The 24,470-nt window shown below is 48.5% G+C and carries 26 protein-coding genes; all 26 read left to right on the top strand.

The genetic code is table 11. From position 1 onward, the window contains the following. Positions 1 to 134: 134 nt before the first annotated feature. The 26 genes from sucC (at position 135) to LDO05_RS12095 (ending at position 24,464) form a co-directional block, all read left to right on the top strand. On the top strand, positions 135 to 1,295 hold the full coding sequence (gene sucC, locus LDO05_RS12220) for an ADP-forming succinate--CoA ligase subunit beta (protein ID WP_251375668.1): 1,161 nt from the start codon (positions 135 to 137) through the stop codon (positions 1,293 to 1,295). Between the two features lie 27 nt (positions 1,296 to 1,322). Continuing rightward, positions 1,323 to 2,252 carry a succinate--CoA ligase subunit alpha gene (sucD, locus tag LDO05_RS12215; RefSeq protein WP_251375667.1) on the top strand — a complete coding sequence of 310 codons (930 nt, stop codon included), beginning with the start codon at positions 1,323 to 1,325 and terminating at the stop codon, positions 2,250 to 2,252. Between the two features lie 365 nt (positions 2,253 to 2,617). Further along, on the top strand, positions 2,618 to 3,703 hold the full coding sequence (gene dprA, locus LDO05_RS12210) for a DNA-processing protein DprA (protein ID WP_251378711.1): 1,086 nt from the start codon (positions 2,618 to 2,620) through the stop codon (positions 3,701 to 3,703). 87 nt (positions 3,704 to 3,790) lie between these two features. Continuing rightward, positions 3,791 to 5,890, top strand: coding sequence for a type I DNA topoisomerase (gene topA, locus LDO05_RS12205; RefSeq protein WP_251375666.1), 2,100 nt, complete (start codon positions 3,791 to 3,793; stop codon positions 5,888 to 5,890). Between the two features lie 40 nt (positions 5,891 to 5,930). Beyond that, the gene (gene trmFO / locus LDO05_RS12200; RefSeq protein WP_481856991.1) at positions 5,931 to 7,256 is read left to right on the top strand and encodes a methylenetetrahydrofolate--tRNA-(uracil(54)-C(5))-methyltransferase (FADH(2)-oxidizing) TrmFO; all 1,326 of its coding nucleotides are present in this window, start codon (positions 5,931 to 5,933) and stop codon (positions 7,254 to 7,256) included. Positions 7,257 to 7,351: 95 nt separating this feature from the next. Next, a complete protein-coding gene (hslV, locus tag LDO05_RS12195; protein ID WP_251375664.1) occupies positions 7,352 to 7,894 on the top strand; it encodes an ATP-dependent protease subunit HslV in 543 nt (180 codons plus the stop codon). Between the two features lie 30 nt (positions 7,895 to 7,924). Next, positions 7,925 to 9,331 (top strand): ATP-dependent protease ATPase subunit HslU, encoded by a 1,407-nt coding sequence (hslU, locus tag LDO05_RS12190; protein WP_251375663.1) that lies wholly within the window; start codon positions 7,925 to 7,927, stop codon positions 9,329 to 9,331. Positions 9,332 to 9,707: 376 nt separating this feature from the next. Next, a complete protein-coding gene (gene flgB / locus LDO05_RS12185; protein ID WP_251375662.1) occupies positions 9,708 to 10,118 on the top strand; it encodes a flagellar basal body rod protein FlgB in 411 nt (136 codons plus the stop codon). A 2-nt stretch (positions 10,119 to 10,120) separates the two neighbouring features. Next, positions 10,121 to 10,573 (top strand): flagellar basal body rod protein FlgC, encoded by a 453-nt coding sequence (gene flgC / locus LDO05_RS12180; RefSeq protein ID WP_251375661.1) that lies wholly within the window; start codon positions 10,121 to 10,123, stop codon positions 10,571 to 10,573. Between the two features lie 30 nt (positions 10,574 to 10,603). Beyond that, a complete protein-coding gene (fliE, locus tag LDO05_RS12175; RefSeq protein WP_251375660.1) occupies positions 10,604 to 10,912 on the top strand; it encodes a flagellar hook-basal body complex protein FliE in 309 nt (102 codons plus the stop codon). A 35-nt stretch (positions 10,913 to 10,947) separates the two neighbouring features. Further along, positions 10,948 to 12,543 carry a flagellar basal-body MS-ring/collar protein FliF gene (gene fliF, locus LDO05_RS12170; protein WP_251375659.1) on the top strand — a complete coding sequence of 532 codons (1,596 nt, stop codon included), beginning with the start codon at positions 10,948 to 10,950 and terminating at the stop codon, positions 12,541 to 12,543. Between the two features lie 11 nt (positions 12,544 to 12,554). After that, a complete protein-coding gene (gene fliG, locus LDO05_RS12165; protein ID WP_251375658.1) occupies positions 12,555 to 13,571 on the top strand; it encodes a flagellar motor switch protein FliG in 1,017 nt (338 codons plus the stop codon). Further along, positions 13,564 to 14,418, top strand: a complete 855-nt coding sequence (gene fliH / locus LDO05_RS12160) for a flagellar assembly protein FliH (RefSeq protein WP_251375657.1) — start codon at positions 13,564 to 13,566, stop codon at positions 14,416 to 14,418. The genes fliG and fliH overlap by 8 nt, the downstream gene beginning before the upstream one ends. After that, positions 14,405 to 15,724 (top strand): flagellar protein export ATPase FliI, encoded by a 1,320-nt coding sequence (gene fliI / locus LDO05_RS12155; RefSeq protein ID WP_251375656.1) that lies wholly within the window; start codon positions 14,405 to 14,407, stop codon positions 15,722 to 15,724. The genes fliH and fliI overlap by 14 nt, the downstream gene beginning before the upstream one ends. 9 nt (positions 15,725 to 15,733) lie before the next feature. Then, a complete protein-coding gene (gene fliJ / locus LDO05_RS12150) occupies positions 15,734 to 16,177 on the top strand; it encodes a flagellar export protein FliJ (protein ID WP_251375655.1) in 444 nt (147 codons plus the stop codon). A 34-nt stretch (positions 16,178 to 16,211) separates the two neighbouring features. Next, positions 16,212 to 17,126 carry a MotE family protein gene (locus LDO05_RS12145; RefSeq protein ID WP_251375654.1) on the top strand — a complete coding sequence of 305 codons (915 nt, stop codon included), beginning with the start codon at positions 16,212 to 16,214 and terminating at the stop codon, positions 17,124 to 17,126. A gap of 42 nt (positions 17,127 to 17,168) precedes the next feature. Beyond that, on the top strand, positions 17,169 to 18,647 hold the full coding sequence (locus LDO05_RS12140) for a flagellar hook-length control protein FliK (RefSeq protein WP_251375653.1): 1,479 nt from the start codon (positions 17,169 to 17,171) through the stop codon (positions 18,645 to 18,647). A 41-nt stretch (positions 18,648 to 18,688) separates the two neighbouring features. Beyond that, positions 18,689 to 19,198 (top strand): flagellar hook capping FlgD N-terminal domain-containing protein, encoded by a 510-nt coding sequence (locus tag LDO05_RS12135; protein WP_251375652.1) that lies wholly within the window; start codon positions 18,689 to 18,691, stop codon positions 19,196 to 19,198. Next, positions 19,195 to 19,578, top strand: a complete 384-nt coding sequence (locus tag LDO05_RS12130; protein WP_251375651.1) for a TIGR02530 family flagellar biosynthesis protein — start codon at positions 19,195 to 19,197, stop codon at positions 19,576 to 19,578. The genes LDO05_RS12135 and LDO05_RS12130 overlap by 4 nt, the downstream gene beginning before the upstream one ends. Before the next feature lie 97 nt (positions 19,579 to 19,675). After that, the gene (locus LDO05_RS12125; protein ID WP_251375650.1) at positions 19,676 to 20,491 is read left to right on the top strand and encodes a flagellar hook-basal body complex protein; all 816 of its coding nucleotides are present in this window, start codon (positions 19,676 to 19,678) and stop codon (positions 20,489 to 20,491) included. A 56-nt stretch (positions 20,492 to 20,547) separates the two neighbouring features. Next, on the top strand, positions 20,548 to 20,772 hold the full coding sequence (locus LDO05_RS12120) for a flagellar FlbD family protein (protein ID WP_251375649.1): 225 nt from the start codon (positions 20,548 to 20,550) through the stop codon (positions 20,770 to 20,772). Next, entirely contained in the window at positions 20,769 to 21,227 is a 459-nt protein-coding gene (locus tag LDO05_RS12115; RefSeq protein ID WP_251375648.1) for a flagellar basal body-associated FliL family protein, read from the top strand. Before LDO05_RS12120 ends, LDO05_RS12115 begins: the two co-directional genes overlap by 4 nt. Positions 21,228 to 21,270: 43 nt before the next feature. Continuing rightward, positions 21,271 to 22,269 (top strand): flagellar motor switch protein FliM, encoded by a 999-nt coding sequence (gene fliM, locus LDO05_RS12110; protein ID WP_251375647.1) that lies wholly within the window; start codon positions 21,271 to 21,273, stop codon positions 22,267 to 22,269. Continuing rightward, on the top strand, positions 22,259 to 23,545 hold the full coding sequence (gene fliY, locus LDO05_RS12105; protein WP_251375646.1) for a flagellar motor switch phosphatase FliY: 1,287 nt from the start codon (positions 22,259 to 22,261) through the stop codon (positions 23,543 to 23,545). Before fliM ends, fliY begins: the two co-directional genes overlap by 11 nt. Positions 23,546 to 23,570: 25 nt before the next feature. Next, positions 23,571 to 23,936, top strand: coding sequence for a response regulator (locus LDO05_RS12100; protein ID WP_251375645.1), 366 nt, complete (start codon positions 23,571 to 23,573; stop codon positions 23,934 to 23,936). Positions 23,937 to 23,945: 9 nt separating this feature from the next. After that, positions 23,946 to 24,464, top strand: a complete 519-nt coding sequence (locus LDO05_RS12095) for a flagellar biosynthetic protein FliO (RefSeq protein ID WP_251375644.1) — start codon at positions 23,946 to 23,948, stop codon at positions 24,462 to 24,464. The last annotated feature ends 6 nt before the right edge of the window (positions 24,465 to 24,470 follow it).

Here is a 24,470-nt window from a genome sequence, read left to right as displayed (position 1 = left end):
ATATCAAAAAAAGTGGGGAATCCCTGAATTTTTTAAGGAAAGCGTTTTAAAAACATGATACAATATTGTGGGTTTGAAATAATATGGAATTTTTCATAACCTTAATAACCGCCCGTTGATAGGAGGATTCTAGAGTGAATATCCATGAATATCAAGGAAAAGAAGTCCTAAAGCAATATGGAGTGACCGTTCCGCAAGGACGGGTGGCATTTACGGTGGATGAAGCCGTGGAAGCAGCCGAAGCACTGGGCAGCCCAGTGGTCGTCGTGAAGGCTCAAATACACGCAGGTGGCCGCGGTAAAGCAGGTGGCGTCAAAGTAGCTAAAAATCTGGATGAAGTTCGTACTTATGCAAATGAGATTCTTGGCAAGGTTCTGGTAACGCACCAGACTGGACCGGAAGGCAAAGAAGTGAAGCGTCTGCTGATTGAGCAGGGCTGTGATATCCGCAAGGAATATTACGTCGGTGTGGTCGTTGACCGCGCAACCGGCCGTATCGTGCTTATGGCTTCCGAGGAAGGCGGTACGGAGATTGAGGAAGTTGCGGCGGCAACTCCGGAGAAAATTTTCAAAGAAGTTGTGGACCCGGCTGTGGGGCTCCAGGTATTCCAGGCCCGCAGATTGGCATACGCGATTAACATTCCGAATGAACTTGTGAACAAAGCTGTGAAGTTCATGCTGGCTCTATATACTGCATTCATTGAGAAGGACTGCTCTATAGCGGAGATTAACCCGCTTGTGGTTACAGGCGATGGCGAAGTTATGGCGCTGGATGCGAAGCTTAACTTTGACTCCAATGCCCTGTTCCGCCATAAGGATATTCTCGAACTGCGCGACCTGGAGGAAGAAGATGCGAAGGAGATCGAAGCCTCCAAATTTGATCTCAGCTACATTGCCCTTGACGGCAATATCGGCTGTATGGTTAATGGGGCTGGCCTTGCCATGGCAACGATGGATATCATCAAATATTATGGCGGCGATCCTGCCAACTTCCTCGATGTAGGGGGCGGCGCAACAGCGGAGAAAGTAACGGAAGCATTCAAGATTATTCTTTCCGACAGCAAGGTAAAAGGTATTTTCGTTAATATATTCGGCGGCATCATGCGTTGTGATGTTATCGCTGAAGGAATTGTTGAAGCGGCACGGCAGGTCTCACTGGACCGTCCGCTTGTGGTTCGGCTTGAAGGGACCAATGTCGAATTAGGTAAAAAAATCTTGGCTGAATCGGGACTTGCTATTGTCTCTGCGGATTCCATGGCTGACGGTGCCCGCAAGATTGTAGAGCTCGTATCATAATACGGAATTTAGAAGGAGGCTTTGGATATGAGTATTTTGGTCGATAAAAATACGAAAGTCACCACCTCAGGTATTACGGGAGCAACCGGACTCTACCATACAAGAGGCGGGCTTGAATATGGCACGCAAATGGTCGGTGGTGTAACTCCGGGCAAAGGCGGTACAAGTCTGGATATCACTCTGGAGAACGGCGAGACGGTAACGCTGCCGATCTTCAACTCGATTCGTGAAGCCAAGGAAGCAACGGGCGCGACAGCGCACGTCATCTATGTTCCGCCGGCTTATGCGGCAGATTCGATTATGGAGGCCGTGGATGCGGGGATGGAACTGGTTATCTGTATTACCGAGGGCATCCCTGTACTCGATATGGTGAAAGTGAAACGCTATATGGAAGGCAAGAATACCGTACTTATCGGACCGAACTGTCCAGGGGTAATTACACCAGGCGAATGCAAGATCGGTATCATGCCGGGTTATATCCACAGACCGGGCCATGTGGGTGTGGTCTCCCGCAGTGGTACGCTGACCTATGAAGCGGTTCACCAATTGACGACTCGCGGTATTGGACAGTCCTCCGCAGTGGGAATCGGGGGTGACCCGGTGAAGGGCTCGGAGTTCATCGATATCTTGTCCAGATTTAACGAGGATCCCGAGACTCATGCGGTAATTATGATTGGTGAAATTGGCGGTACAGCGGAAGAAGAAGCGGCAGAGTGGGTACGCGACAATATGAAGAAGCCGGTTGTTGGCTTTATTGGCGGCGTCACCGCTCCTCCAGGCAAACGCATGGGTCATGCGGGAGCGATTATCTCTGGCGGTAAAGGTACGGCCAAAGAAAAGATCGCCATGCTTGAGGCTTGCGGCATCAAGGTGGCTCCAACCCCGGCCGAGATGGGTTCAACACTTGTGAGTGTGCTTGAAGAACGCGGTATTCTTAACCAGTGTACGACACATTAGGATACGCTATTTCAGTGCTCGACTTCCGGCGCTTCCTGTGTTCATCACAGTGCCGTGATTAAATCAGCAATTTGAAATAGAACTAAGCTTCCAATATATGCTATACTTTTTCTAAAGGTAAGCAACCTTCTTTCCCGAAATGCGGGAGGAAGGTTGCTTTTTTTGTTGCGCTGCTAAGGTCAGCAAGGTTACTAGATTCGTTCATCAACATGGATTGAGCTAGAGGACAAACGCGTTAAATGCCGAGGCCTTGCAGGTGATTGTCTGACTGTCAGTGATGATGTCTTTGGTTCATTCCAAATGCATGTGTGAATCCATGCATGCCCTGGCGTATTAATTTAGAGGAGGAACATAGGTTGGATATGATAATGAAAAGAAAAGTCCTCATTGGACTTCACGAAACTCCGGGGATCGGATGGAAGAGTATAGAGCGGATTATGGAAGCCGGCTCATTAGAGAACGCAACCGAGTTCACGGCGGCAGATTGGATGAACTGCGGATTTACCGGGACACAGGCGGTCAAGATGGCAGCTCATTTTACCGAGGAATGGTTGGAGCAGAGAGAGGCATTGAATCATAGTAAAGGAATAGAAGTGATGACCCGGCTTGATGAGGATTATCCACTACTAATGAAGGAAGCTGTCAGACCCCCGTGGGTAATGTATCTGAAAGGACACAGAAAGCTGCTGGCTTCGTTCTCGATCGCCATGGTTGGGACAAGGGTCCCTACAGCATATGGACGTAAAGTCGCGGAGCTGATTGCGGCGGAATTGTGCCATCATGAGGTAACGATTGTGAGCGGGATGGCCAGAGGGATTGACGGAGTGTGTCATGAGGCAGCCCTGCGCTGTGGCGGGTCAACCATTGCTGTTCTGGGAACGGCAATTGATACTGCGTATCCATCTGAGCATACGTCTCTGTACCGTCAGATTGCGGCCGAAGGCCTGGTGGTGTCGGAATATGCTGTCGGAACCCCGCCTCATCCGGGGTTATTTCCCCAGAGGAACCGGATTATTGCCGGGCTAACCCGCGGAACCCTGGTGGTTGAGGCTGACGTCAGAAGCGGGTCGCTAATTACAGCAGATTCAGCCATGGAAGCTAACCGTGATGTGTTCGCGGTGCCAGGGCAGATCACCTCACCCAAAAGCAGCGGCACCCTCGGCTTAATTAAGCAGGGGGCCAAGCTTGTTACCTCGGCTGAGGATATATTGGAGGAGTATGGGATCTTGAACGGGAAGAGTTCACCTGGCAGAGAAGTAGAGCACAAAGGAAACAAGTTGACAGAACAGGAGCAGCACATATACCATATGTTGGAGCAGGGCGGCCTAAGCTTTGATGGATTGCTCGCAGGAACCGGATGGGATTTTGGACTTTTGCATTCAGTTCTGTTATCTTTAATCATAAAAAAGCAGGTTGTGCAATTACCTGGTTCTATTTACAAAATAATATAAATTGGAACTGGCTAGATAAGTGATAAATCAAATTATAAATTGCTTACTGAGATACTCTGTATAGTGTTGTGAGAGGAGGATGAACCTGTGGCGGATTCACTAGTTATTGTCGAGTCTCCTGCGAAAGCAAAGACGATCGGCAAATATCTGGGCAGTAAATATATCGTGAAAGCGTCTATGGGTCACATTCGCGATTTGCCAAAGAGTCAGATTGGAGTTGAGGTGGAGAACGACTTCAATCCCAAATATATTACCATCCGCGGCAAGGGTTCTATATTAAAGGAACTGAAAAGCGCGAGCAAGAAAGTCAAGAACATCTATCTGGCGGCTGACCCCGATCGTGAGGGTGAAGCGATTGCCTGGCACCTTGCGCATCTGCTTGATGTGGATGCCAGCAAGAGCTGCCGGGTAGTCTTTAATGAAATTACCAAGGATGCTGTCAAGGATGCATTCAAAACGCCGCGCAAAATTAATATGGATCTGGTCAATGCCCAGCAGGCCAGACGTATATTAGACCGTTTGGTAGGATACAAGATCAGTCCTCTTTTATGGAAGAAGGTCAAGAAAGGCTTGTCTGCCGGACGCGTTCAGTCTGTGGCGGTCAAGATCATTCTCGACCGGGAGAATGAAATCTCCGAGTTCGTTCCTGAAGAGTACTGGAGCATTACAGCCGCTCTGAAGATTGAAGACACCTCCTTCGAGGCCAAATTCCATCGGCTCAAGGGCGAGAAGATGGAGCTGCCGAACGAAGAAGCCGTCAAGCAGGTGCTCCAGGCGGTTGAAGGGGCTTCATTCCAGGTAAGCGAAGTGAAGGAGAAGGAACGTCTGCGTCATCCTTCTGCTCCGTTCACAACGAGTTCCATGCAGCAGGAAGCTGCGAGGAAGCTGAACTTCCGTGCGGCCAAGACGATGTCAGTCGCTCAGCAGCTATATGAGGGCGTTGAGCTTGGCAAGGAGGGTACGGTGGGTCTAATCACTTACATGCGTACAGACTCCACGCGAATCGCGGTCTCTGCCCAGGAAGAGGCGAAGGACTATATTGTGAGTAAATACGGCGACAAATTTGTTCCTGAAGCCCCGCGTCAGTATTCCAAGAAGGCGGCGAATGCCCAGGAAGCCCACGAAGCCATCCGTCCAACCTCCGCACTGCGCGATCCTGATTCCATTAAATCTTTCCTGAGCCGTGATCAATTCAGGCTATACAAGCTGGTATGGGAACGATTCATGGCCAGTCAAATGGCTTCAGCCGTTCTGGATACGCTTTCTGTGGATATAGCCGCTGGAGATGCGACCTTCCGGGCCGTTGGCTCCAAGGTGAGATTTCATGGATTCATGAAGGTCTACGTGGAAGGGAATGACGATGGAACTACGGATGATGACAAGTTTCTGCCTCCCCTGAAGGCCGGTGATGTGCTGGAGACCGAACATATTGATCCGAAGCAGCACTTCACCCAGCCTCCTCCAAGGTATACGGAAGCCCGCTTGGTCAAGACGCTTGAAGAGCTGGGAATAGGGCGTCCAAGTACTTATGCCCCTACGCTGGAGACGATCCAGAAGCGTGGTTACGTAGCTATCGAAGAGAAGAAATTCATGCCTACAGAGCTTGGCGAACTCGTAATAGAACAAATGGAACAGTTCTTCCCCGAAATTCTTGATGTGGAATTCACCGCACATATGGAAGGGGATCTCGACCATGTGGAGGTAGGTGAGGAAGATTGGGTCAAGGTTCTGAGCGAGTTCTACGAGTCCTTCGAGAAGCGCCTTGAGGTAGCCGAAGAGGAAATGAAAGAAATTGAGATCGAGGATGAGGTATCTGACGAGATTTGTGAGAAATGCGGCAAGCCGCTTGTCTACAAGCTTGGCAGATTTGGCAAGTTCCTGGCCTGCTCCGGATTCCCGGACTGCCGGAATACCAAACCGATCATTAAGGATATCGGGGTGACCTGTCCCAAATGCAAAGAAGGGCACGTAGTGGAACGCCGCAGCAAGAAGGGGCGTGTGTTCTACGGATGTGACCGTTATCCTGAATGCGACTTCGTGTCTTGGGATAAGCCTTCACCGAAGCCGTGTCCACAATGTGGTTCCATGCTTGTTGAGAAGCGGAATAAGCAGGGAACGAAGCTCCAATGTACGGGGTGCGACTTTACAGAAGCTGTTGAAGATAATGATGACGATGCATCCGAGTAACCATTCATCTCTGAATGGCTTGGCAAGATTTTAGGAGGTTATGAAATTGACAGATCAGACAAGGGTTACCGTTATCGGGGCAGGTCTTGCAGGCAGTGAAGCTGCCTGGCAGATTGCCAGACGCGGTATCCCGGTGACTTTATATGAAATGCGTCCCGTCGTGAAGACGCCTGCGCATCATACCGACAAATTCGCTGAGCTGGTATGCAGCAATTCACTTCGGGCGAATGGTCTTACCAACGCGGTGGGAGTATTGAAAGAGGAGATGCGCAGGCTTGACTCTCTGGTGCTCAGCTCTGCCGATAAGAACGCTGTTCCGGCCGGAGGCGCTCTGGCCGTAGACCGAGACGGCTTCTCGGGGGACATTACAAGGACGCTTCACGAGCATCCTTTGGTTACCGTAGTTAATGAGGAGTTGCAGGAAATCCCGTCGGAAGGGATTGTTGTTATTGCAACCGGCCCGCTTACCTCTCCGGCTCTCTCCGAACAAATTAAAGGGCTGACGGGAGAAGAATATTTCTACTTCTATGATGCGGCTGCCCCGATCGTAGAGAAAGATTCCATCGACATGGAGAAAGTATATCTCGCTTCCCGTTATGACAAGGGGGAGGCAGCTTATCTCAACTGTCCGATGACAGAGCAGGAATTCGATGCTTTCTATGAAGCTTTGATCACGGCGGAAGTCGCCCAGGTTAAGGAATTTGAGAAGGAAATCTATTTCGAAGGCTGCATGCCGATCGAGATTATGATGAGACGAGGCAAGCAGACAGCTTTGTTCGGTCCGATGAAGCCGGTGGGTCTGATGAATCCGCACACCGGCACACTGCCGCATGCGGTAGTTCAGCTGCGTCAGGATAACGCCGCAGGAACTCTGTATAATCTGGTCGGATTCCAGACGCATCTGAAATGGGGAGAGCAGAAGCGGGTCTTCTCCATGATTCCGGGTCTTGAGAACGCCGAGTTTGTGCGTTATGGTGTGATGCACCGCAATACGTTCATCAATTCACCTACACTGCTTGAGCCTACCTATCAGACGAAGAAGCGTCCGAAGCTTTTCTTTGCAGGTCAAATGACCGGAGTGGAAGGTTATGTGGAGTCGGCGGCCTCAGGCCTGATTGCCGGCATTAATGCGGCGAGAGCGGCAAGAGAGCAGGATGGCATTGTATTCCCGGAAGATACTACACTTGGAAGTATGGCGCGTTATATCACTACGGCTGACTTCAAGCATTTCCAGCCGATGAATGCGAACTTTGGACTTTTCCCTAAGCTGGAAGAGAGATTCAGGAAGAAAAGCGAGAAGAACGAGGCGCTTGCCCGGCGGGCGCTCAGCAGTCTCGAGAACTTCATAACCCGTGAGTCGATATGACAACAACCAGTTGCCGTCCTAAACATTAGGGCGGTGAATCTGTTTTCAGTCTTCAAAATATGAATTCAATCATAATGTAAGATGAGGTGATATCCATGGAAATGTCTTTTCATGCAACAACGATATGTGCTGTTCGCCATAACGGAATGGGAGCCATCGCGGGTGATGGTCAGGTTACCTTTGGTGAAAGTGTCATTATGAAGCAGACGGCCAAAAAGGTAAGAAGGCTGTATAGAGGTCAGGTATTGGCGGGATTCGCTGGATCAGTGGCTGACGCCATTACCTTGTTCGAGAAATTTGAAGGCAAGCTGGAAGAACATCACGGGAATTTACAGCGTGCAGCGGTTGAGCTGGCAAAAGATTGGCGTCAGGACAGGGTGCTGCGCAAACTAGAGGCGCTGATGATTGTCATGGATAAGACAGGGATGCTGCTTATTTCGGGCGGAGGAGAAATTATTGAGCCGGATGACGATGTGCTGGCTATTGGCTCGGGTGGTAATTTCGCCTTGTCAGCGGCTAGAGCGCTCAAACGTCACGCATCCAGTCTGGATGCGAAGGATATGGCCAGAGAAGCACTTAAGGTAGCCTCAGAGATCTGTGTATACACGAACGGGAATATTATAGTGGAAGAGCTGTAAAAGGACTTAGAGAGCCAAGGAGGGACTTAGATGACAAATCAGGCATTAACTCCAAGACAGATTGTTGCTGAACTGGACAAATATATTGTGGGTCAAAAGCAGGCGAAGAAATCGGTGGCAGTCGCGCTGCGTAACCGTTACCGCCGTAATCTTCTTGGCGACGAGGTTCGTGACGAAATTGTGCCTAAGAATATTCTGATGATTGGCCCGACAGGTGTGGGGAAGACCGAGATCGCACGCAGATTAGCGAAGTTGGTTGGAGCTCCTTTTGTCAAGGTCGAGGCGACGAAGTTCACGGAGGTTGGTTATGTTGGACGCGATGTGGAATCTATGGTGCGTGATCTGGTAGAGACAGCTATCCGAATGGTCAAGCAGGAGCGCACCGAGCAGGTGAAGGATAAGGCAGTGGAGCTGGCCAATGAGCGCCTTGTTCAAATTCTCGTGCCATCACCCGCCAAGAACAAGAATCAGCGCAATCCATTTGAAATGCTCTTCGGGAATCAGAATTCCGGTGCCCAGCAGGTGAATGAAGAGGACAAGGAGCTGGATAGCACGGTCACTGAGAAGCGCCGTCAGGTAAGATTCAATCTGCTGGCGGGCCAGCTTGAGAATGAGACGGTAGAGATTGATGTGGAGGACAGTGCGCCCAATATGCTAGACATGTTCGCCGGCCAAGGGAACGATCAGCTTGGAATGAATATGCAGGAGATGTTCGGAAACCTGATGCCGAAGCGAATGAAGAAGCGGAAGCTTACGGTGAAGGAAGCGCGTAAGGTGCTCACCCAGGAAGAGGCGAATAAGCTGATTGATCACGACGATGTGGTACAGGAATCAATCAGCAGAGCCGAACAGTCGGGAATTATTTTTATCGATGAGATTGATAAGGTGGCGAGCCGGGGACAGGGATCGGGTCCGGATGTATCCAGAGAAGGCGTCCAGCGTGACATTCTGCCGATTGTGGAAGGGTCTACTATCATGACCAAGTACGGCCCGGTCAAGACAGATTATGTACTCTTCATTGCTGCCGGAGCCTTTCATGTGTCTAAGCCTTCGGATTTGATCCCTGAGCTGCAAGGACGGTTCCCGATTCGGGTTGAGCTCAGCAGCTTGACGCTTGAGGATTTTGTATCTATATTGACGGAACCCCGAAATGCACTAACCAAACAGTATGCTGATCTTCTGCGCACCGAGGATATCGAGATTGAATTCTCGGAGGAGGCCATTCGCGAGATTGCTAATATTGCCGCTGCGGTGAATGCGAATACGGAGAATATTGGAGCCAGACGACTCCATACGATTCTAGAGAAGCTTCTTGAAGATTTATCCTTTGAGGCTCCCGAGCTCACTTTGGATAAAATGGTGATTACTCCCCAATATGTTACGGAAAAGTTAGGCGATATCGCTAAAAATCGTGATCTGAGCCAGTATATTTTATAGATTCGACATTTTATGAAGTTAGTTACCGACCAAGGTCCTGAATTCCGGGACTAAAGGTCGGTTTTTCTTTTGGAGAAAAAAATTGGAAGTTGTATGTCGTTTTTTATCAAACTGGAAAGAAAAAAATTAGTTTTTAGCTATAATTATATTAAATTACCAAATTCTTTAAAAAAATAGGGCTTTTTTCTCATTGTAATATAGGCCATTCTCTACGAAACTTAGGATATATGACATTAGTGGTGATTTTGCTATAATAGGCCAATAGAAAGAGAAACAAAATAGAAATAAATGTCGAATTATGTGGTAAATTATCGTAAGATATGAGAAGACATACTAGAGAAGCATGAGGTCAAATTACTTTTTGGGGGGCTCGGATGTGCAGTTATTAAATGGGGTAGGATTTGATAGATTGGAAGGCGCGTTAAAGGCTGCTAACACCAGACAAAGTGTCATTGCCAATAATATCGCGAACGTGGACACTCCATATTATAAAAAATCAGAAGTTTCTTTCGAGAGCTTGCTGCAAAGTCAGGTAAATGAGGGTAGAATAGTTCTTCGGGGGCGTCAAACGGACCCCAAGCATATGGCTATCGGGCCTGCAAATAATGTGCCGGATACCTTGATTACCACAGATCAATCAACTTCAATGAATAACAATATGAATAATGTTGATATAGACTCTGAAATGTCGTCATTAGCAGAAAATCAACTTAGATATAACGCCTATATTGAGCAGCTTAACAGCCGAATCAGAATGATGCGGACAGCAGTAGAAGGGAGAGCATAGAGTTGAGACTTAACAGCAGCTTTGATATTAGTTCTTCAGCACTAACTGCTCAAAGGCTTCGCATGGATGTTATTTCCTCAAACATTGCCAATGCGGAGACGACCCGGGCCAAGATAGAGAATGGCCAAGCTGTTCCGTATCGACGGAAGATGGTGGTAATGGCGCCAAATGAGACCCAGTTCGGCAAGATGCTGAATTCCGCTGTGAGTGGACAAGCCCCGGTTGGTCAGGGTGTGAAGGTTAGCGCGATTCAAGAAGATCAGACGGCTTTCAAGCCTGTATATAACCCTACAAGTCCAGATGCGGACAAGGACGGATATGTCTATATGCCAAACGTGGATGTGCTGAAAGAAATGGTAGACATGATCTCGGCAACCCGTTCTTATGAAGCTAACGTTACAGCATTGAACGCGTCCAAATCGATGGAATCCAAAGCATTGCAGATTGGCAAATAGACTAAATAGAACAAGTAAGGAGAGTGTCTAATGATCCAGAGTACAACCGCAAGTGCAATAAAGCCCCTTGAATTGGTTCAGCCCAAAATCAATCCGGCGCCAGCCACTCCGTCGGAGACAGTCAGGAATTTTGGGTCCTTCCTCAAAGACGCTATTGAAGGCGTTGCGAGCCAGGAACAGAACGCCCAGAAGATGGGTGACAAGTTTCTTACCGGTCAAGTCGATATGGATCAGGTCATGGTCGCTTCGGAACAAGCTTTATTGAGTTTGCAGCTTACATCGCAAGTCCGCAACAAGGTAATTGAAGCTTACCAGGAGATTATGCGGACGCAAATTTAATTCAATCTAGCAAAAGTTTCGGATGAGGTGACGATGTGAATGAAAGAATTGCCCAGTATAGAGAAAAAATAAGCCAGTACTGGAACCATTTTACAAAAAAACAAAAAACATTATTAATATCCACCGTTACAATCATTCTGCTAGCCATCATTCTATTAACGATCCAGTTCTCCAAGACACAATACGAGGTAGCTTTTACTAACCTGGATTCCACGGATGCGGCCGGAATTATTAGCTATCTGGAGTCGGGCAGCATTCCCTATCAATTAAGCGCGGATGGCAAGAGCATCTCGGTCCCGAGCACACAGGCTGCCAGAGCGAAGGTTGATGTAGGTTCCCAGGGGATTGTGAAGAATGGTTCTATTGGCTTCGAAGGAACGTTCGGTACGACGTCTTCTCCAATCGGAATGACAGAGAATGAGTTCGCGGTGAAATATAAGACCGCACTGAATGGTGAGGTTGAGCAGCTGCTTACAAACATGCAGGGCGTCAGCGCAGCAAAGGTGCTTATTAATCTGCCGGCAGAGAATGTCTTCGCAAGCCCTGATGAACAGGAGAAGGCTTCCGCTTCCGTTAGTCTTAATTTCAAACCGGGATTTCGTCCAGATGAAAATGCGATCGATGCTTACTATAACTTGATCAAAACGGCGGTTCCTAATCTTCCGGTCGAGAATATTACGATCACAAGCAGTGATGAGAACGTGATACTTACAGCTGGGAAGAATGGCGGGAAGGCAGGGAGTCTGACGAGTGATGTATCGGAGAATATGGCGATTCAGAAGAGATTCGAGAATGATGTTCGTCAAAGTGTCCAACAATTTCTCGGCAAGTTGACAGGCCCGGACAAGATCAATGTCCTTGTAGCCTCAAAGCTGAATTTCGATCACGTAACCCAGAAGGAAAATCTGGTTACACCGGTAGATACCGAGAACATGAAAGGGATCGAGATCAGTGCCCAAAAGATTCAGAAGAGTTATACGGGACAAGGTACTCCTTCTAGCGGAGGGGTAACGGGGACAGGTCAGACCGATGTGCCGAATTATCCGGGTTCCACTTCGTCCTCAGATACGACCTCGGATGAGAGCACTTCGACCATTAATTACGAGGTTAATCGAATTAACAAAGAAATTGTGCAGAGTCCTTACATTGTAAAAGATTTAACCATAAATGTGATGGTTGAACCACCTGCCGGAAAAAATTCTTTGGACCGGGCTACAGAGGATGCGATTCAGAACGTACTCAGAAATATTGTCGCCTCATATTTGGCTGATTCCGGAACTACATATACAGATGAAGATCTGGTCAAGAAAGTTTCGGTATTCTCTCAAGCCTTCCAGACAGACAGTGCATCTCAAAGTGGTTTGAGCTTGTCCAGTCCGATTGTCTGGGGAATCGGCGCGGCACTGTTAGCAGCTGGAGCAGGTATCGGTTATCTCATTTATCGGCGCCGCCGCAACCAGGATGAAGAGACCGAAGAAGATGTTCCTCTTGCGATGCCAACAGAGTTCCCGTCCATTAATCTGGATTCGGTTACCAATGAGAACCAAGTACGCAAGCAGCTGGAGACGTTGGCTAAGAAGAAACCGGATGAGTTCGTTAATCTGCTGCGGACTTGGCTAGCTGATGAATAGAGGTGAACGCAGTGTCAAAAACACTTAATCAAGGTTTAAGCGGCAAGCAAAAAGCTGCGCTCCTGCTGATCTCGCTCGGACCAGAGGTCTCGGCTCAAATCTTCAAGCATCTCCGTGATGACGAGATCGAGCAGCTTACATTAGAAATTGCCAACGTGCGCAACGTGAATAGTACCGAGAAAGAAATGATTCTCGCTGAATTCCACCAGATCTGTATGGCGCAAGAGTATATTTCGCAAGGCGGTATCAACTACGCCAAGGAAATATTAGAGAAGGCTCTGGGTACGCAGAAGGCTTACGATATTATCAACAGACTGACAGCTACGCTGCAGGTAAGACCCTTTGACTTTGCCCGTAAGGCCGATCCGAATCAGATTCTGAATTTTATTCAAAATGAGAACGCACAGACCATCGCCTTAGTGTTGTCTTATCTGCAATTTGAACAAGCTGCGGTGATCCTGTCTTCCCTGCCTCAAGAGAAGCAGGCCGAGGTCGCCAGAAGAATTGCTGTTATGGACAGCACTTCTCCTGAGGTCATCTCTCAGGTCGAAAGAGTGCTTGAGCAGAAGCTGTCTGCTACAGTAACGCAGGATTACACAAGCGCAGGCGGTATCGAGTCGATCGTTCAGATCTTGAACGGTGTAGACCGCGGCACAGAACGGACCATTCTGGATTCACTCGAAATTCAGGATCCCGAGCTTGCGGAAGAGATCAAGAAACGGATGTTTGTATTCGAGGATATTGTCAACGTGGACAACCGTTCGATTCAGCGTATTATCCGGGATATCGAGAATGCAGACCTTCAGCTTGCGCTTAAGGTGGCAAGCGAAGAAGTCCGGGAGGCGGTATTCCGCAACATGTCGAAGCGGATGTCCGAAACCTTCAAGGAAGAAATGGAGTACATGGGTCCTGTAAGGCTTCGTGATGTAGAGGAAGCCCAGACCAGAATTGTTGCAACGATCCGCAGACTGGAAGAATCAGGTGAAATTATAATTGCCCGTGGCGGAGGAGATGACATCATTGTCTAATCTGATCAAATCTACTCAATACGTTCCTGTCGAATTGCTGAAACAGCTGGATTTATCCAAGCATTATCCTTCAGCTGTAGATCAAGAATCTGAAAGTCAGCAGCCTTACTCTTATGCAGCTGAACAGAACCGCTTGAAGAATGAAGAAGCAGAAGAGAATAGGCGTCAGATGCTTACTGACGCGAAAGATTTTGCGGAGAAGCAGGTTAGGGATGCTTCAGAAGAAGCGGAGCGAATTCTTGCCGAGGCCAAAGAGCAGATCGAGCAGTGGTGGCAGGAGCGGAGAGAGCAGGATGAACATCTGATCGAGGCTGTGAAGTCCGAAGGTTTCAATCAGGGGTACGAGGAAGGTAAGGAAGAAGCTCTTCGTACGCTTCAAAGTGAAATTGATGAAATGATGCAGGAAGCAGCGGCGGTACTTGAACAGGCTTACCAGGCTAAAGACCAGATTATACAGGAAGCTGAGCCGTTCCTGGTTGAACTCAGCACCTCTATCGCCGAGAAAGTTATAGAACGTCAGCTTACGCTGGAGCCAGAATACACTCTGAACTTAATCAAACAGAATCTGGCGAGAAAGAGAGACCAGAGTATATTGACCCTTTGTGTAGCGCCTTCCCAGTTCAGCTTTGTACAAGGAGCGAGAGAAGAGCTGAGTCTTGTTATTGATTCACAGGCAGAACTTCAGATCCTTCCTGACTCAACTGTCAAGGACCGCGGGTGTGTCATTCGTTCTTCCTTCGGCAGTATAGATGCAAGAATTGATACTCAGCTTACCGAGATAAAAAAAGAATTAATGCGGATTTCGCTCCAAGGCGAAGAACGGGGACAGAACTATGAAGAGGCTTGACTCTGAACGCTATCTTGAACACTTGAGACAGCTGGATCCAGTCCGGGTCAATGGTAAGGTAACCCAGGTGATTGGTCTTATGGTGGAGTCAGAAGGGCCGGATGCAAGTATAGGGGATGTCTGCTACATCTATCCAACCAAGTCCTCACAGCCTCTACAAGCAGAAGTCGTGGGATTTAGAGATAACAAGGTTCTTCTCATGCCTCTCGGAGAGCTTCAGTCGATCGGACCGGGCTGCGATGTGGTGGGTACAGGTAAGCCGCTTAGTGTTCAGGTGGGTTCAGAGCTTCTTGGAAAGGTGCTTGACGGGTTAGGCCAGCCGCTGGACGGTTCCATGCTTCCATCCCGGATGGGTCATTACTCCACTTACAATAAGCCGATGAATCCGCTAAGCAAGCCGAGGGTCAAAGACCCCATCAGCATTGGCGTTCGCGCGATAGATGGTCTTTTGACAATAGGCAAAGGCCAGCGGGTGGGTATATTTGCCGGATCGGGTGTAGGAAAGAGTACCTTGATGGGGATGATTGCGAGAAATACAGCTGCCGACGTGAACGTCATTGCCCTAATCGGGGAGCGCGGACGCGAAGTATTGGACTTCATCGAAAGGGACCTGGGTCCCGAAGGGCTTGAAAGATCTGTCGTAATTGTGGCGACTTCTGACCAGCCGGCACTTATACGGATGAAGGGCGCGCTGATTGCGACCACGATCGCGGAGTATTTCAGGGACAGAGGTATGAACGTCATGCTGATGATGGACTCGGTAACCCGGTATGCGATGGCTCTTCGCGAGGTGGGACTTGCCGTTGGCGAGCCACCTGCCATGAGGGGATATACGCCATCAGTATTCGCGGCACTACCTAAGCTGCTCGAGCGGGCGGGTACAGGCCCTACAGGTTCGATCACCGCCTTCTATACTGTACTTGTCGACGGTGATGATATGAATGAGCCGATCGCCGATGCGGTCAGAGGGATCCTGGATGGACACATCGTCCTTAACCGGAATATCGCCAACAAAGGACATTTTCCAGCGATTGATATTCTTGCTAGTATCAGCCGGGTAATGAAGGATATTGCTCCTGAAGATCAGATCGAAGCTGCAGACAACCTGAAACGCTTGATGTCCGTATACAAGGACTCCGAGGACCTGATTAATATCGGTGCTTATCAGCGAGGATCTAATCCTGAAATAGATGAGTCCATCGAGGCGATCGGGAGAATATGGAATTTCACCAAACAAAAGGTGCACGAGAAGACAACGCTAGAGGAATCCAAAGAGTATTTGATTTCAGAGTTTATGAGGAGTTGACCTTAAGAAATGAAATTCAAGTATATGTATCAAAAAGTGGTCGATTTGAAATCGAATGAGAAGACTCAAGCGGAATGGATGCTTTCTGCAGCGATTGGTGAATTACAGACGGAGCAGCTTACATTGAACAAGTTGATTGAAGACAAAACCAGAGCAACTCATGCCATGCTCTCGGAGGGTGCCTCCTCCATGCTAAGACTTCAGGAGCTTCAGCGTTATGTGGAGCATTTAGACCGCTGTATCAAGAATAAGCTGTGTGATATCAAGTGTGCCGAGACGAATGTGGAGCACAAGCAATCTCAACTCAGCACCCGGATGCTCGATGAGAAAGTATGGTTGAAGGCAAAGGAAAAGGCAAAAGCAGGCTTTGAGCAGCAGATCCTCCTCCGTGAACAAAATGAGCTGGATGAGATGGCTACAATCCGGTTTGCCATGAAGGCCCAGAGGGTATAAAGGGCAGGCTGTTCTGAGGAAAGGAGGATTAAGAGTGGCAAAAACGATCATTCCGGAAGAGGAAAAAGAGTCCGGTGGCAAAGGATTCGCACGTTTCTTGTTCATAGTTACGCCAATCCTGTTCACTGTCGTACTAGTTGGTGTGCTGCTTACGCTCTTCAATGTGAACTTCAAGAATGAGTTCCTTAAGATCGGGAATAACATTCCGATTGTGAAGGATTGGCTGCCTGAACCGGCGGGTGCAGCCACACAGGCAGAGAGTTCTGAAGCCACCATTAAGAGCTTGAAGGATCAAGTCTCCGAGAAGGAGGCTAATCTGAAGAAAGCGAATGAAGCGGCCAAGGCCCAAGCAGACAAGGTAACCGAGCTTCAGACCAAGCTTCAAGAGGCGAATAAGGCCGTTAGTGACAAGAAAGTACAAGAAGCAGTGGAACAGGATAACGAGTATCAAAAAGAAGTGAAAAAGCTGGCTAGTCTGTACGGTTCCATGAACCCAGGCAAAGCAGCGGCCATCCTTGGTAACTTAACCACGGAGGAAACGGTTCAGATGCTGAACGCGATGAGTAATGAGAGCAAAGCGGCGATCCTGGAGAAAATGGACCCTAAGAAAGCAGCAGACGTTTCGATTCTGCTAAAGGATGCCAAGCCCTCAGACGAGATGGCTATCGCCGCCCTTCAGTCCAGGCTGAAGAAGGATGCTGCCGACAAGCCAGCCGCAACAAGCCCATCTACCGGGCTAAGCGATCAGGAGATCGGTCAGACCTTCGCCGCCATGCCGCCGGCTGATGCAGCTGAACTGCTGCTTGCGACGAACAAGACAAGCCCGGACAAGACGCTCAAAATTTTGAGATCGGTTGATGATACCTCCCGTTCCAAAATACTGTCAGCTATGAATGAGGCTGATGATGCTGCAACAGCCAAGATTCTTAACAAGATTATCAGCAAATAAAACTCATATGGTGACTCTCATTGAAAGGAGGTGAAATAAATAATGAGCTTAATTATGAACTCATCAGCAGGGAATGTGGCATCTGCCATATCTGCAGGCCCAAGCGGCAAAGCAGCTCAGATGACAAATCCCCAGGCGGCTCAAGGAACTGCACCAGCTTTCAATCAAACGTTGGTCCAATTGCTGCTGAACACTTTAGGGGGTCAAGCTGTACCGGCTCAAGGAGCTTCATCAAGCAGTCAGCCTTCATTAGCGGGGAATGGAACACAACCTGCAATTGATCAAGCTGCGGTGGACTCAGCAGAGACGCAGGCTCCGACAGCACTGGGAGACTTGCTGAAGGACGTTAATGCTCTGGATGATGCGATCGCTGCAGATCCGGCTTTAGTCGCCGTATTGCAGAATTGGCTTCAGCAGGTGCAGGTATTCCTTAATCAAGGACAAGCTGCAGCAGGAAATGAGACTAATCAATCGGCTGAGGGATTGAGTCAGGAGCTTCCGCTTATTGCCCAGCATGCCGAGACAATCAGATTTGCGGTTCAGGATGGCGTGCAGCAATTGCTTAGCAAGCTTGAAGCTCAGCCTTCGCAAGCGGCTCAGAATTTACCGCAAGTTGCCCAGCTGCTTCAGTCTTTACAGACTGCGATGACTCCTGTGAGTGATTCAGTCAAGCAGTTCAGCGAACAGATAGATGGCCAAATGCCAGTATCTGCTGGTCAAGAGGGCGGTGCGAAAGCGGGTCTGCTTAGGGATTTGTTAGGATTAGCAGGGATTCATACTAACGGCCAAGTGAAGACGGAGCATCGTACTCAAACAGCTTCAACAGTAGTGGCCCTGCCGACTAAAGATCAACCAGCTCTGCGGGATGGAATGATATCTACAAGCGGAATCTCCCAGTCTAGCGAGGCGGCAGATGAAGGTACAGGCAAGGATGTAACGGTTAAGCCTGCAGATTCATCCCTCATCGTGACAGCTGGTCAGCTTCAAATCAGAGATTCGGGTCTGGTACCCGCCAAGCCGTTGCAGACTGCCGTGCATGTCGAACAGTTCGCTAAGGAAATGAGCGGTTTTGTAGTAGGCAAGCTGGATATTGTCAAGCTTCAGGGCATGACAGAAGCGACGATTTCTCTTTTTCCGGAGCATTTGGGACAGGTTGATGTCAAAATTACGATGCAAAATGGGCATTTGATTGCACAATTTGCAACTGAGCATGCCTTTGCTAAAGATTCGCTTGAACAGCAGATGAATCAGCTTCGCGCCGCGCTGCAATCCCAGGGTATTCAGGTTGAGAGACTTGAAGTCACTCAGAATACATCGTTGTCCTCCCATATGTACCATGATGGACGCCAACCGGGAAGTGGAGCTGGCCAAGGCGAGCAGAAGAGAAATGGCAGACAGCGTGAACTCGGTAATGAAGATGCGGTTGCCGCAGCGGATATGACTGAGGAATGGAATGAATGGATACGTGAAGTGCGTTCGAAGGAAGAGGATTTCGGAAGTTCTTTTGTAGCCAGAGCATAAAGCAAGTTCTGATTGATTAACAAAAAGGAAGGAGGCATAACATGGCGGATATAACTTCAACTAATGTAACCCGGTCCAATTACTCTACAGAGAATGCGACCAAGTCAGCAGCTTCAAGCACCCAGACGATGGGAAAAGATCAATTTCTCAGAATCCTAGTCACCCAGCTCGGCAATCAAGATCCGATGCAGCCGCTTCAGGACAAAGAATTCATCGCCCAGATGGCGCAGTTCACTTCGGTTGAGCAATTAATGAATATTTCCAGCCAATTGACAGCCATGAATCAGAACCTTGGCACTCTCTCCGGCCTTATCGGCAAGCAGGTATCTTGGATAAACACTACGGAGACCAGCGGATTTGACTTTGCAACAGGTAAGCCGATTACCGCATCTACAACAGCTAATGGTATCGTCGATTCTATCGTCATACGCGGAGGTGTCCAGTACGCCAAGGTTGGTGAGAGAGAAGTTGCAATTGATAAGATCACCAAGATTAACAATGCAGAAGAGACCAAGGCAGCAGAAGATGCCAGTGGGGCTGGTGCCAAATGAATGATCCCATCTCAGTAGGCCGCTTATATCCCGGCAAGATCCCACCTGCCGCTGGCCAGCGAAGCACACCTGCCGGACAAGGCGGACAGCAAGGAGCTTCCTTTAAGAATATTCTGAATGATCAGCTGGTGAAGTTTAGTAATCATGCGGTTAAAAGACTGGAGCAAAGAGGAATTCAGCTTAAACCGGATCAGCTGGAGAAAATCGGTTCAGCTATAGACAGTGCAGCAGCCAAAGGTTCTAAAGATTCATTAATTCTAATGAAAGACATGGCGCTCATTGTGAATGTTAATAACAGAACTGTAGTCACCGCAATGGATGGAAACAGTATGAAGAACAATGTATTCACCCAAATTGATAGTGCCGTTGTGATTCAATAGTTACGTATCTTGGCTGGCCCGGATTCGGAAGCCAAGCTCAGCTGTCGATCGACTGAAGCAGCTTACGAGGTTCAAACATCTAAGGAGGAATTATTCAATGTTAAAATCTATGTATTCAGGTGTGTCGGGTATGCGCGGTTTTCAAACTAAGCTTGATGTGATTGGTAACAACATTGCAAACGTCAATACGGTAGGATTCAAATCCGGACGTGTGATGTTCAAAGATATTATGAGCCAGACTGTATCCGGTGTAACCACGCCGGTTGAAGGTACTAATGGCGGTGTGAACTCCAAACAAATCGGTCTGGGTTCTTCCATTGGTTCTGTGGATACGCTGCACACAGGCGGAAGCGCCATGACAACGAACAATCCGCTTGATCTGCGTATCGATGGCGACGGATTCTTCGCAGTCAAGCTGTCTACAGAGCAAGAATCTCCATTCCTTACACGCGCCGGTGATTTCCATATGGACGCAGCGCGCAACCTGGTTACTTCCGACGGGATGCTGGTGCTAAGTTCCGAAGGTGCTCCAATTACGCTTGATGCTGCAACTACAGCATTTACCATCTCACAAGATGGAACCATCATCCAGAAGCTGGGTGATGGGACTACGAACTCTGATACTAAAATTGGAGTAGTGAGAGTGACAAACCCAGAAGGTCTTGAGAAGGTGGGGGGAAGCCTATACCGCTCCACGCCAAACGCAAACCTGGAAGAGCTGGTATATACGACTGCGAACAACGTAACTGACGGAACTGGGGCTATGGTCTCTGGTCAGCTTGAAATGTCGAATGTGGATCTTACAGGGGAGTTCACAGAGATGATCGTAGCTCAGCGTGGATTCCAGGCTAACTCACGGATCATTACGACTTCTGACGAGGTTCTGCAGGAAGTTGTTAACTTGAAACGTTAATTTTAAGAGCCGGGGGAGGTTAAGTCCTCCTCCGGAACTTTTACTGGAGGTTCGCCATGATTGCTGTCACGCGTTTGAACGGTTCGCCGATGTGGCTTAATGCACTGCTGATCGAGACCGTCGAGGAAACCCCGGACACCTATGTAACACTGGTTACAGGGAAACGGTTCATCGTATTGGAAAAGTCTGCCGAGATCATGGTGCGGGTGAAGCAATATTACACAGAAATCGGCATTCATGCGGCAACTATTAAAGTGCAACAAACGGAGGAATTATTATGAAGAAAATGGCGCCATGGATAATCACGATCCTCTTGGCATTAATCCTGGTCGTGATGGCCGCCTACCTGGTGATGACAATGAATAACAAGAATACACCAGCTGCCGAAACCCATAAAGTAGAAGAGAAAAAGCTAAGTGCGGATGAACGAGTGGAAGTGACCAGCACCATGGAGCAGGTGAAGACGAATTTGTCGGATCCAAACTATGTGGTGATCATGGATTTCGCCTTCCAATTGAACGATGCCGCAGCCAAGGAAGCATTTGATAAGATTATGAACTTCAATGTGAAGTCCATCATCATCAAGACGCTGGCGGATACCAAGCCTACCGATCTGACTGGGGCCAAAGGCAAGGATCAGCTGGCCAACAAGCTGAAGAACCTGATTAATCAGACACTCCCGGAAGGGAACATTGTTCAGATCGATATTACTAACTTTATCATGTCTCCTATTTAGCATATCGAGAGAGAATATAGATCCTTTTAAGGGGGTGGAATAGTTGGTAGATGTACTATCGCAGAATGAAATAGACGCTCTTCTCGCGGCGCTCTCCTCAGGAGAAATGGATGCGGAAGAACTCAAGAAAGAAGATACACAGAAGAAGATCAGGGCTTACGATTTCAAGAGAGCCGTCAGGTTCTCCAAAGATCACATACGAAGCTTGACAAGAATACATGAGAACTTTGCCAGGTACCTTACCACCTATTTCTCCGCCCAGCTAAGAACCTTTGTCCAGATCAATGTCGTGCAGGTTGAACAGCTGCCTTATGATGAGTTCATTCGTTCCATTCCGAAAATGACGATTCTTAATATTTTCGAGGCAGAGCCGCTTGAAGGCAGAATGGTGCTTGAGGTTCATCCAAACGTGGCGTATGCCATGCTGGACAGGCTGCTTGGCGGAATTGGCACCGCTCCTTCCAAGATCGCGAATCTAACAGAAATCGAGACTATTATTATGGAGCGGATCTTCAGCAGAGCTTTTGAAAGCCTGCAGGAGGCTTGGAAGACGGTTATTGATATTTCTCCGCGGATGGAAGCGCTGGAGACGAATCCGCAGTTCATGCAGATTGTATCTCCGAACGAGACTATAGCCCTCATTTCGCTGAGTACCAAGATCGGGGACACTTCCGGGATGATTAATCTCTGTATTCCCCATGTGGTTATCGAGCCGATTATGCCTAAGCTATCCGTTCATCACTGGTTCGTCTCACAGAAGAAATCCCGTGCACCGGAAGAAGTAGAAGCGCTCAAACAGCGTGTGAACAAAGCGAAGCTGCCAATTATTGCAGAACTGGGAGAATCCCAGTTGTCCATTCGAGAGTTCCTGGGACTTACGGTAGGCGATGTCATTGCACTGAACAAGCCGGTGCAGGAAGGGCTTTCCATCCGGGTTGGTGAGAAGTTAAAGTATATCGGCAGTCCGGGTACGATGAAAGACCGTGTCGCCATTCAAATTGATGAAATTGTCAATGAAGGAGTTGAAGGATTTGACGAGTAAAGACTATTTGTCCCAGGAAGAAATCGATGCCCTGCTGAAACAGGCGGGGGGTGGATCTGATGAGAAGACGGTTGATGATTATCTGTCTGCACTGGAACAAGATGCGCTGGGTGAGATCGGGAACATCACTTTCGGCAGTGCCGCAACCGCGTTGTCCACACTGCTCAATATGAAAGTGGACATTACGACTCCGAAAGTCTCTATTATTACCCGTGAGCGCTTTGAAGCTGAGTTCCCTAAACCTCATGTCGCCATCCATGTTACATATGTGGCTGGGTTCGAAGGAATTAACTCTTTGGTTATCAAGACAAGAGATGCTCAGGTTATTGCGGATCTCATGCTGGGAGGCAACGGTAACCCTGCCGACGAGGAACTTAATGAGATTCATGTTAGTGCCGTGCAAGAAGCGATGAATCAAATGATGGGATCCTCCGCGACTTCCATGTCGACGATTTTCAACCGGTTCGTTAATATATCACCACCGGGAATCGATATTCTGAACATGTCAAGTGGAGATGGGGTAAGCAACCTTCCGCCCGATGAGACGCTTATTAAAATATCATTTAGGCTAATCATCGGAGATTTGATTGATTCGACGATCATGCAGCTTCTTCCGGTACAATTTGCCAAAAATATGGTTAATAGCCTTATTGGTGGCGGAACTCCTGAGCCTACACCTGCGCATAAGGAAAGCGCACCTGCGGCAGAAGCCGTACCGGCGCCAGTTCAGGAAGCCCCGGCTGCACACCAGCCTCCTGCGCATCAGCCTCCTGCATACCAGCAGCCGCCAATGCAGCATCAGCCTCCTGCAGGGCAAGCGCCGGCTCAGCCGCCTTACCAGGCACCATATCACCCGGGTGGACAGCCGCAGCAGGATTACTATCCAGGTCAGCATTATCCGCAGGATAGGCCTTATGCAGAGCCTCAGCATTATGGTGGTGTACCGAACAGGAATTACAATGTGCAGCCAGTTCAATTCTCTAATCTGCAGCCCCCTTCCATGGCGCACGCAGATGAAAATAATTTGAACTTACTGATGGACATTCCCCTTAAAGTCACCGTAGAATTAGGTAGGACCCAAAAACAAATAAAGGATATCTTAGAACTCTCACAAGGATCCATTATCGAACTAGACAAACTGGCTGGTGAACCTGTCGACATCCTGGTAAATAACAAATTGATTGCCAAAGGTGAAGTAGTCGTAATCGATGAGAATTTCGGCGTACGCGTCACAGATATAGTAAGCCAGTGGGACCGCATTCAAAAATTACAATAGAGAAGGTTAGGGAGGATTTAAATCAATGGCAAATCGAATTCTTATCGTGGACGATGCTGCATTTATGCGTATGATGATCAGAGACATTCTGACTAAAAATGGTTTTGAAGTAGTAGGGGAAGCACAAGATGGCGCTCAAGCGATCGAAAAATATAAAGAGCTTCGCCCGGATCTTATTACAATGGATATTACCATGCCAGAAATGGATGGAATTGCTGCCCTTAAAGAAATCAAGAAGCTGGACGCCGGGGCTAAAGTTATTATGTGTTCCGCAATGGGTCAGCAGGCAATGGTTATTGACGCAATCCAAGCGGGTGCGAAGGACTTTATCGTTAAGCCTTTCCAATCCGATCGTGTTGTGGAAGCCATTAACAAGACACTTGGTGTGTAGGACAGGCCTATGAACCTGGCCATTTCAGATCAAACAGGGTTTGACAGCGGTAATTTTTACTCAAGCTTGATCACTGTTATTGTTGTTCTGGCTGTCATTATTGTTCTGATTGTACTATTAATCCGTTTTTTAGGAAGACGTAACCGCTTTTTCTCCAAGACCCGCTCCATAAGGACGGTAGGAGCAATCGGGCTTGGACCTAATAAATCTCTTCAGGTAGTGGAGATCGGGAACACAGTGTATCTTATCGGTGTAGGTGAAGATATTTCCCTGCTCGATAAGATTTCTGATCCTGAAGAGGTCGAAGTTCTGCTGAGCTCCTTTGAGGTAGAGGCACCGGAATTCGGAAACCTTACATCCGCTTTGTCCGGCCTGGTATCCCGCTTCCGCAAGGAGCCTCCTCCCGAAGGTGAGGAACTGGTAGAGACTCCTTTTCATGAGGTGTTCGAATCCAAGCTTCGCAAGCTGCCCAATCGGAAGCAGCAGATGGAAGAATTGCTGCAGGACGAACAAACTAAAGATCGGTAGAGGGTT

The organism is Paenibacillus sp. YPG26 (assembly GCF_023704175.1).
Classification (GTDB): domain Bacteria; phylum Bacillota; class Bacilli; order Paenibacillales; family Paenibacillaceae; genus Fontibacillus.
The sequence above is the reverse complement of the archived record's forward strand: the minus strand, read 5'-3'. Positions and strand labels throughout refer to the sequence as shown.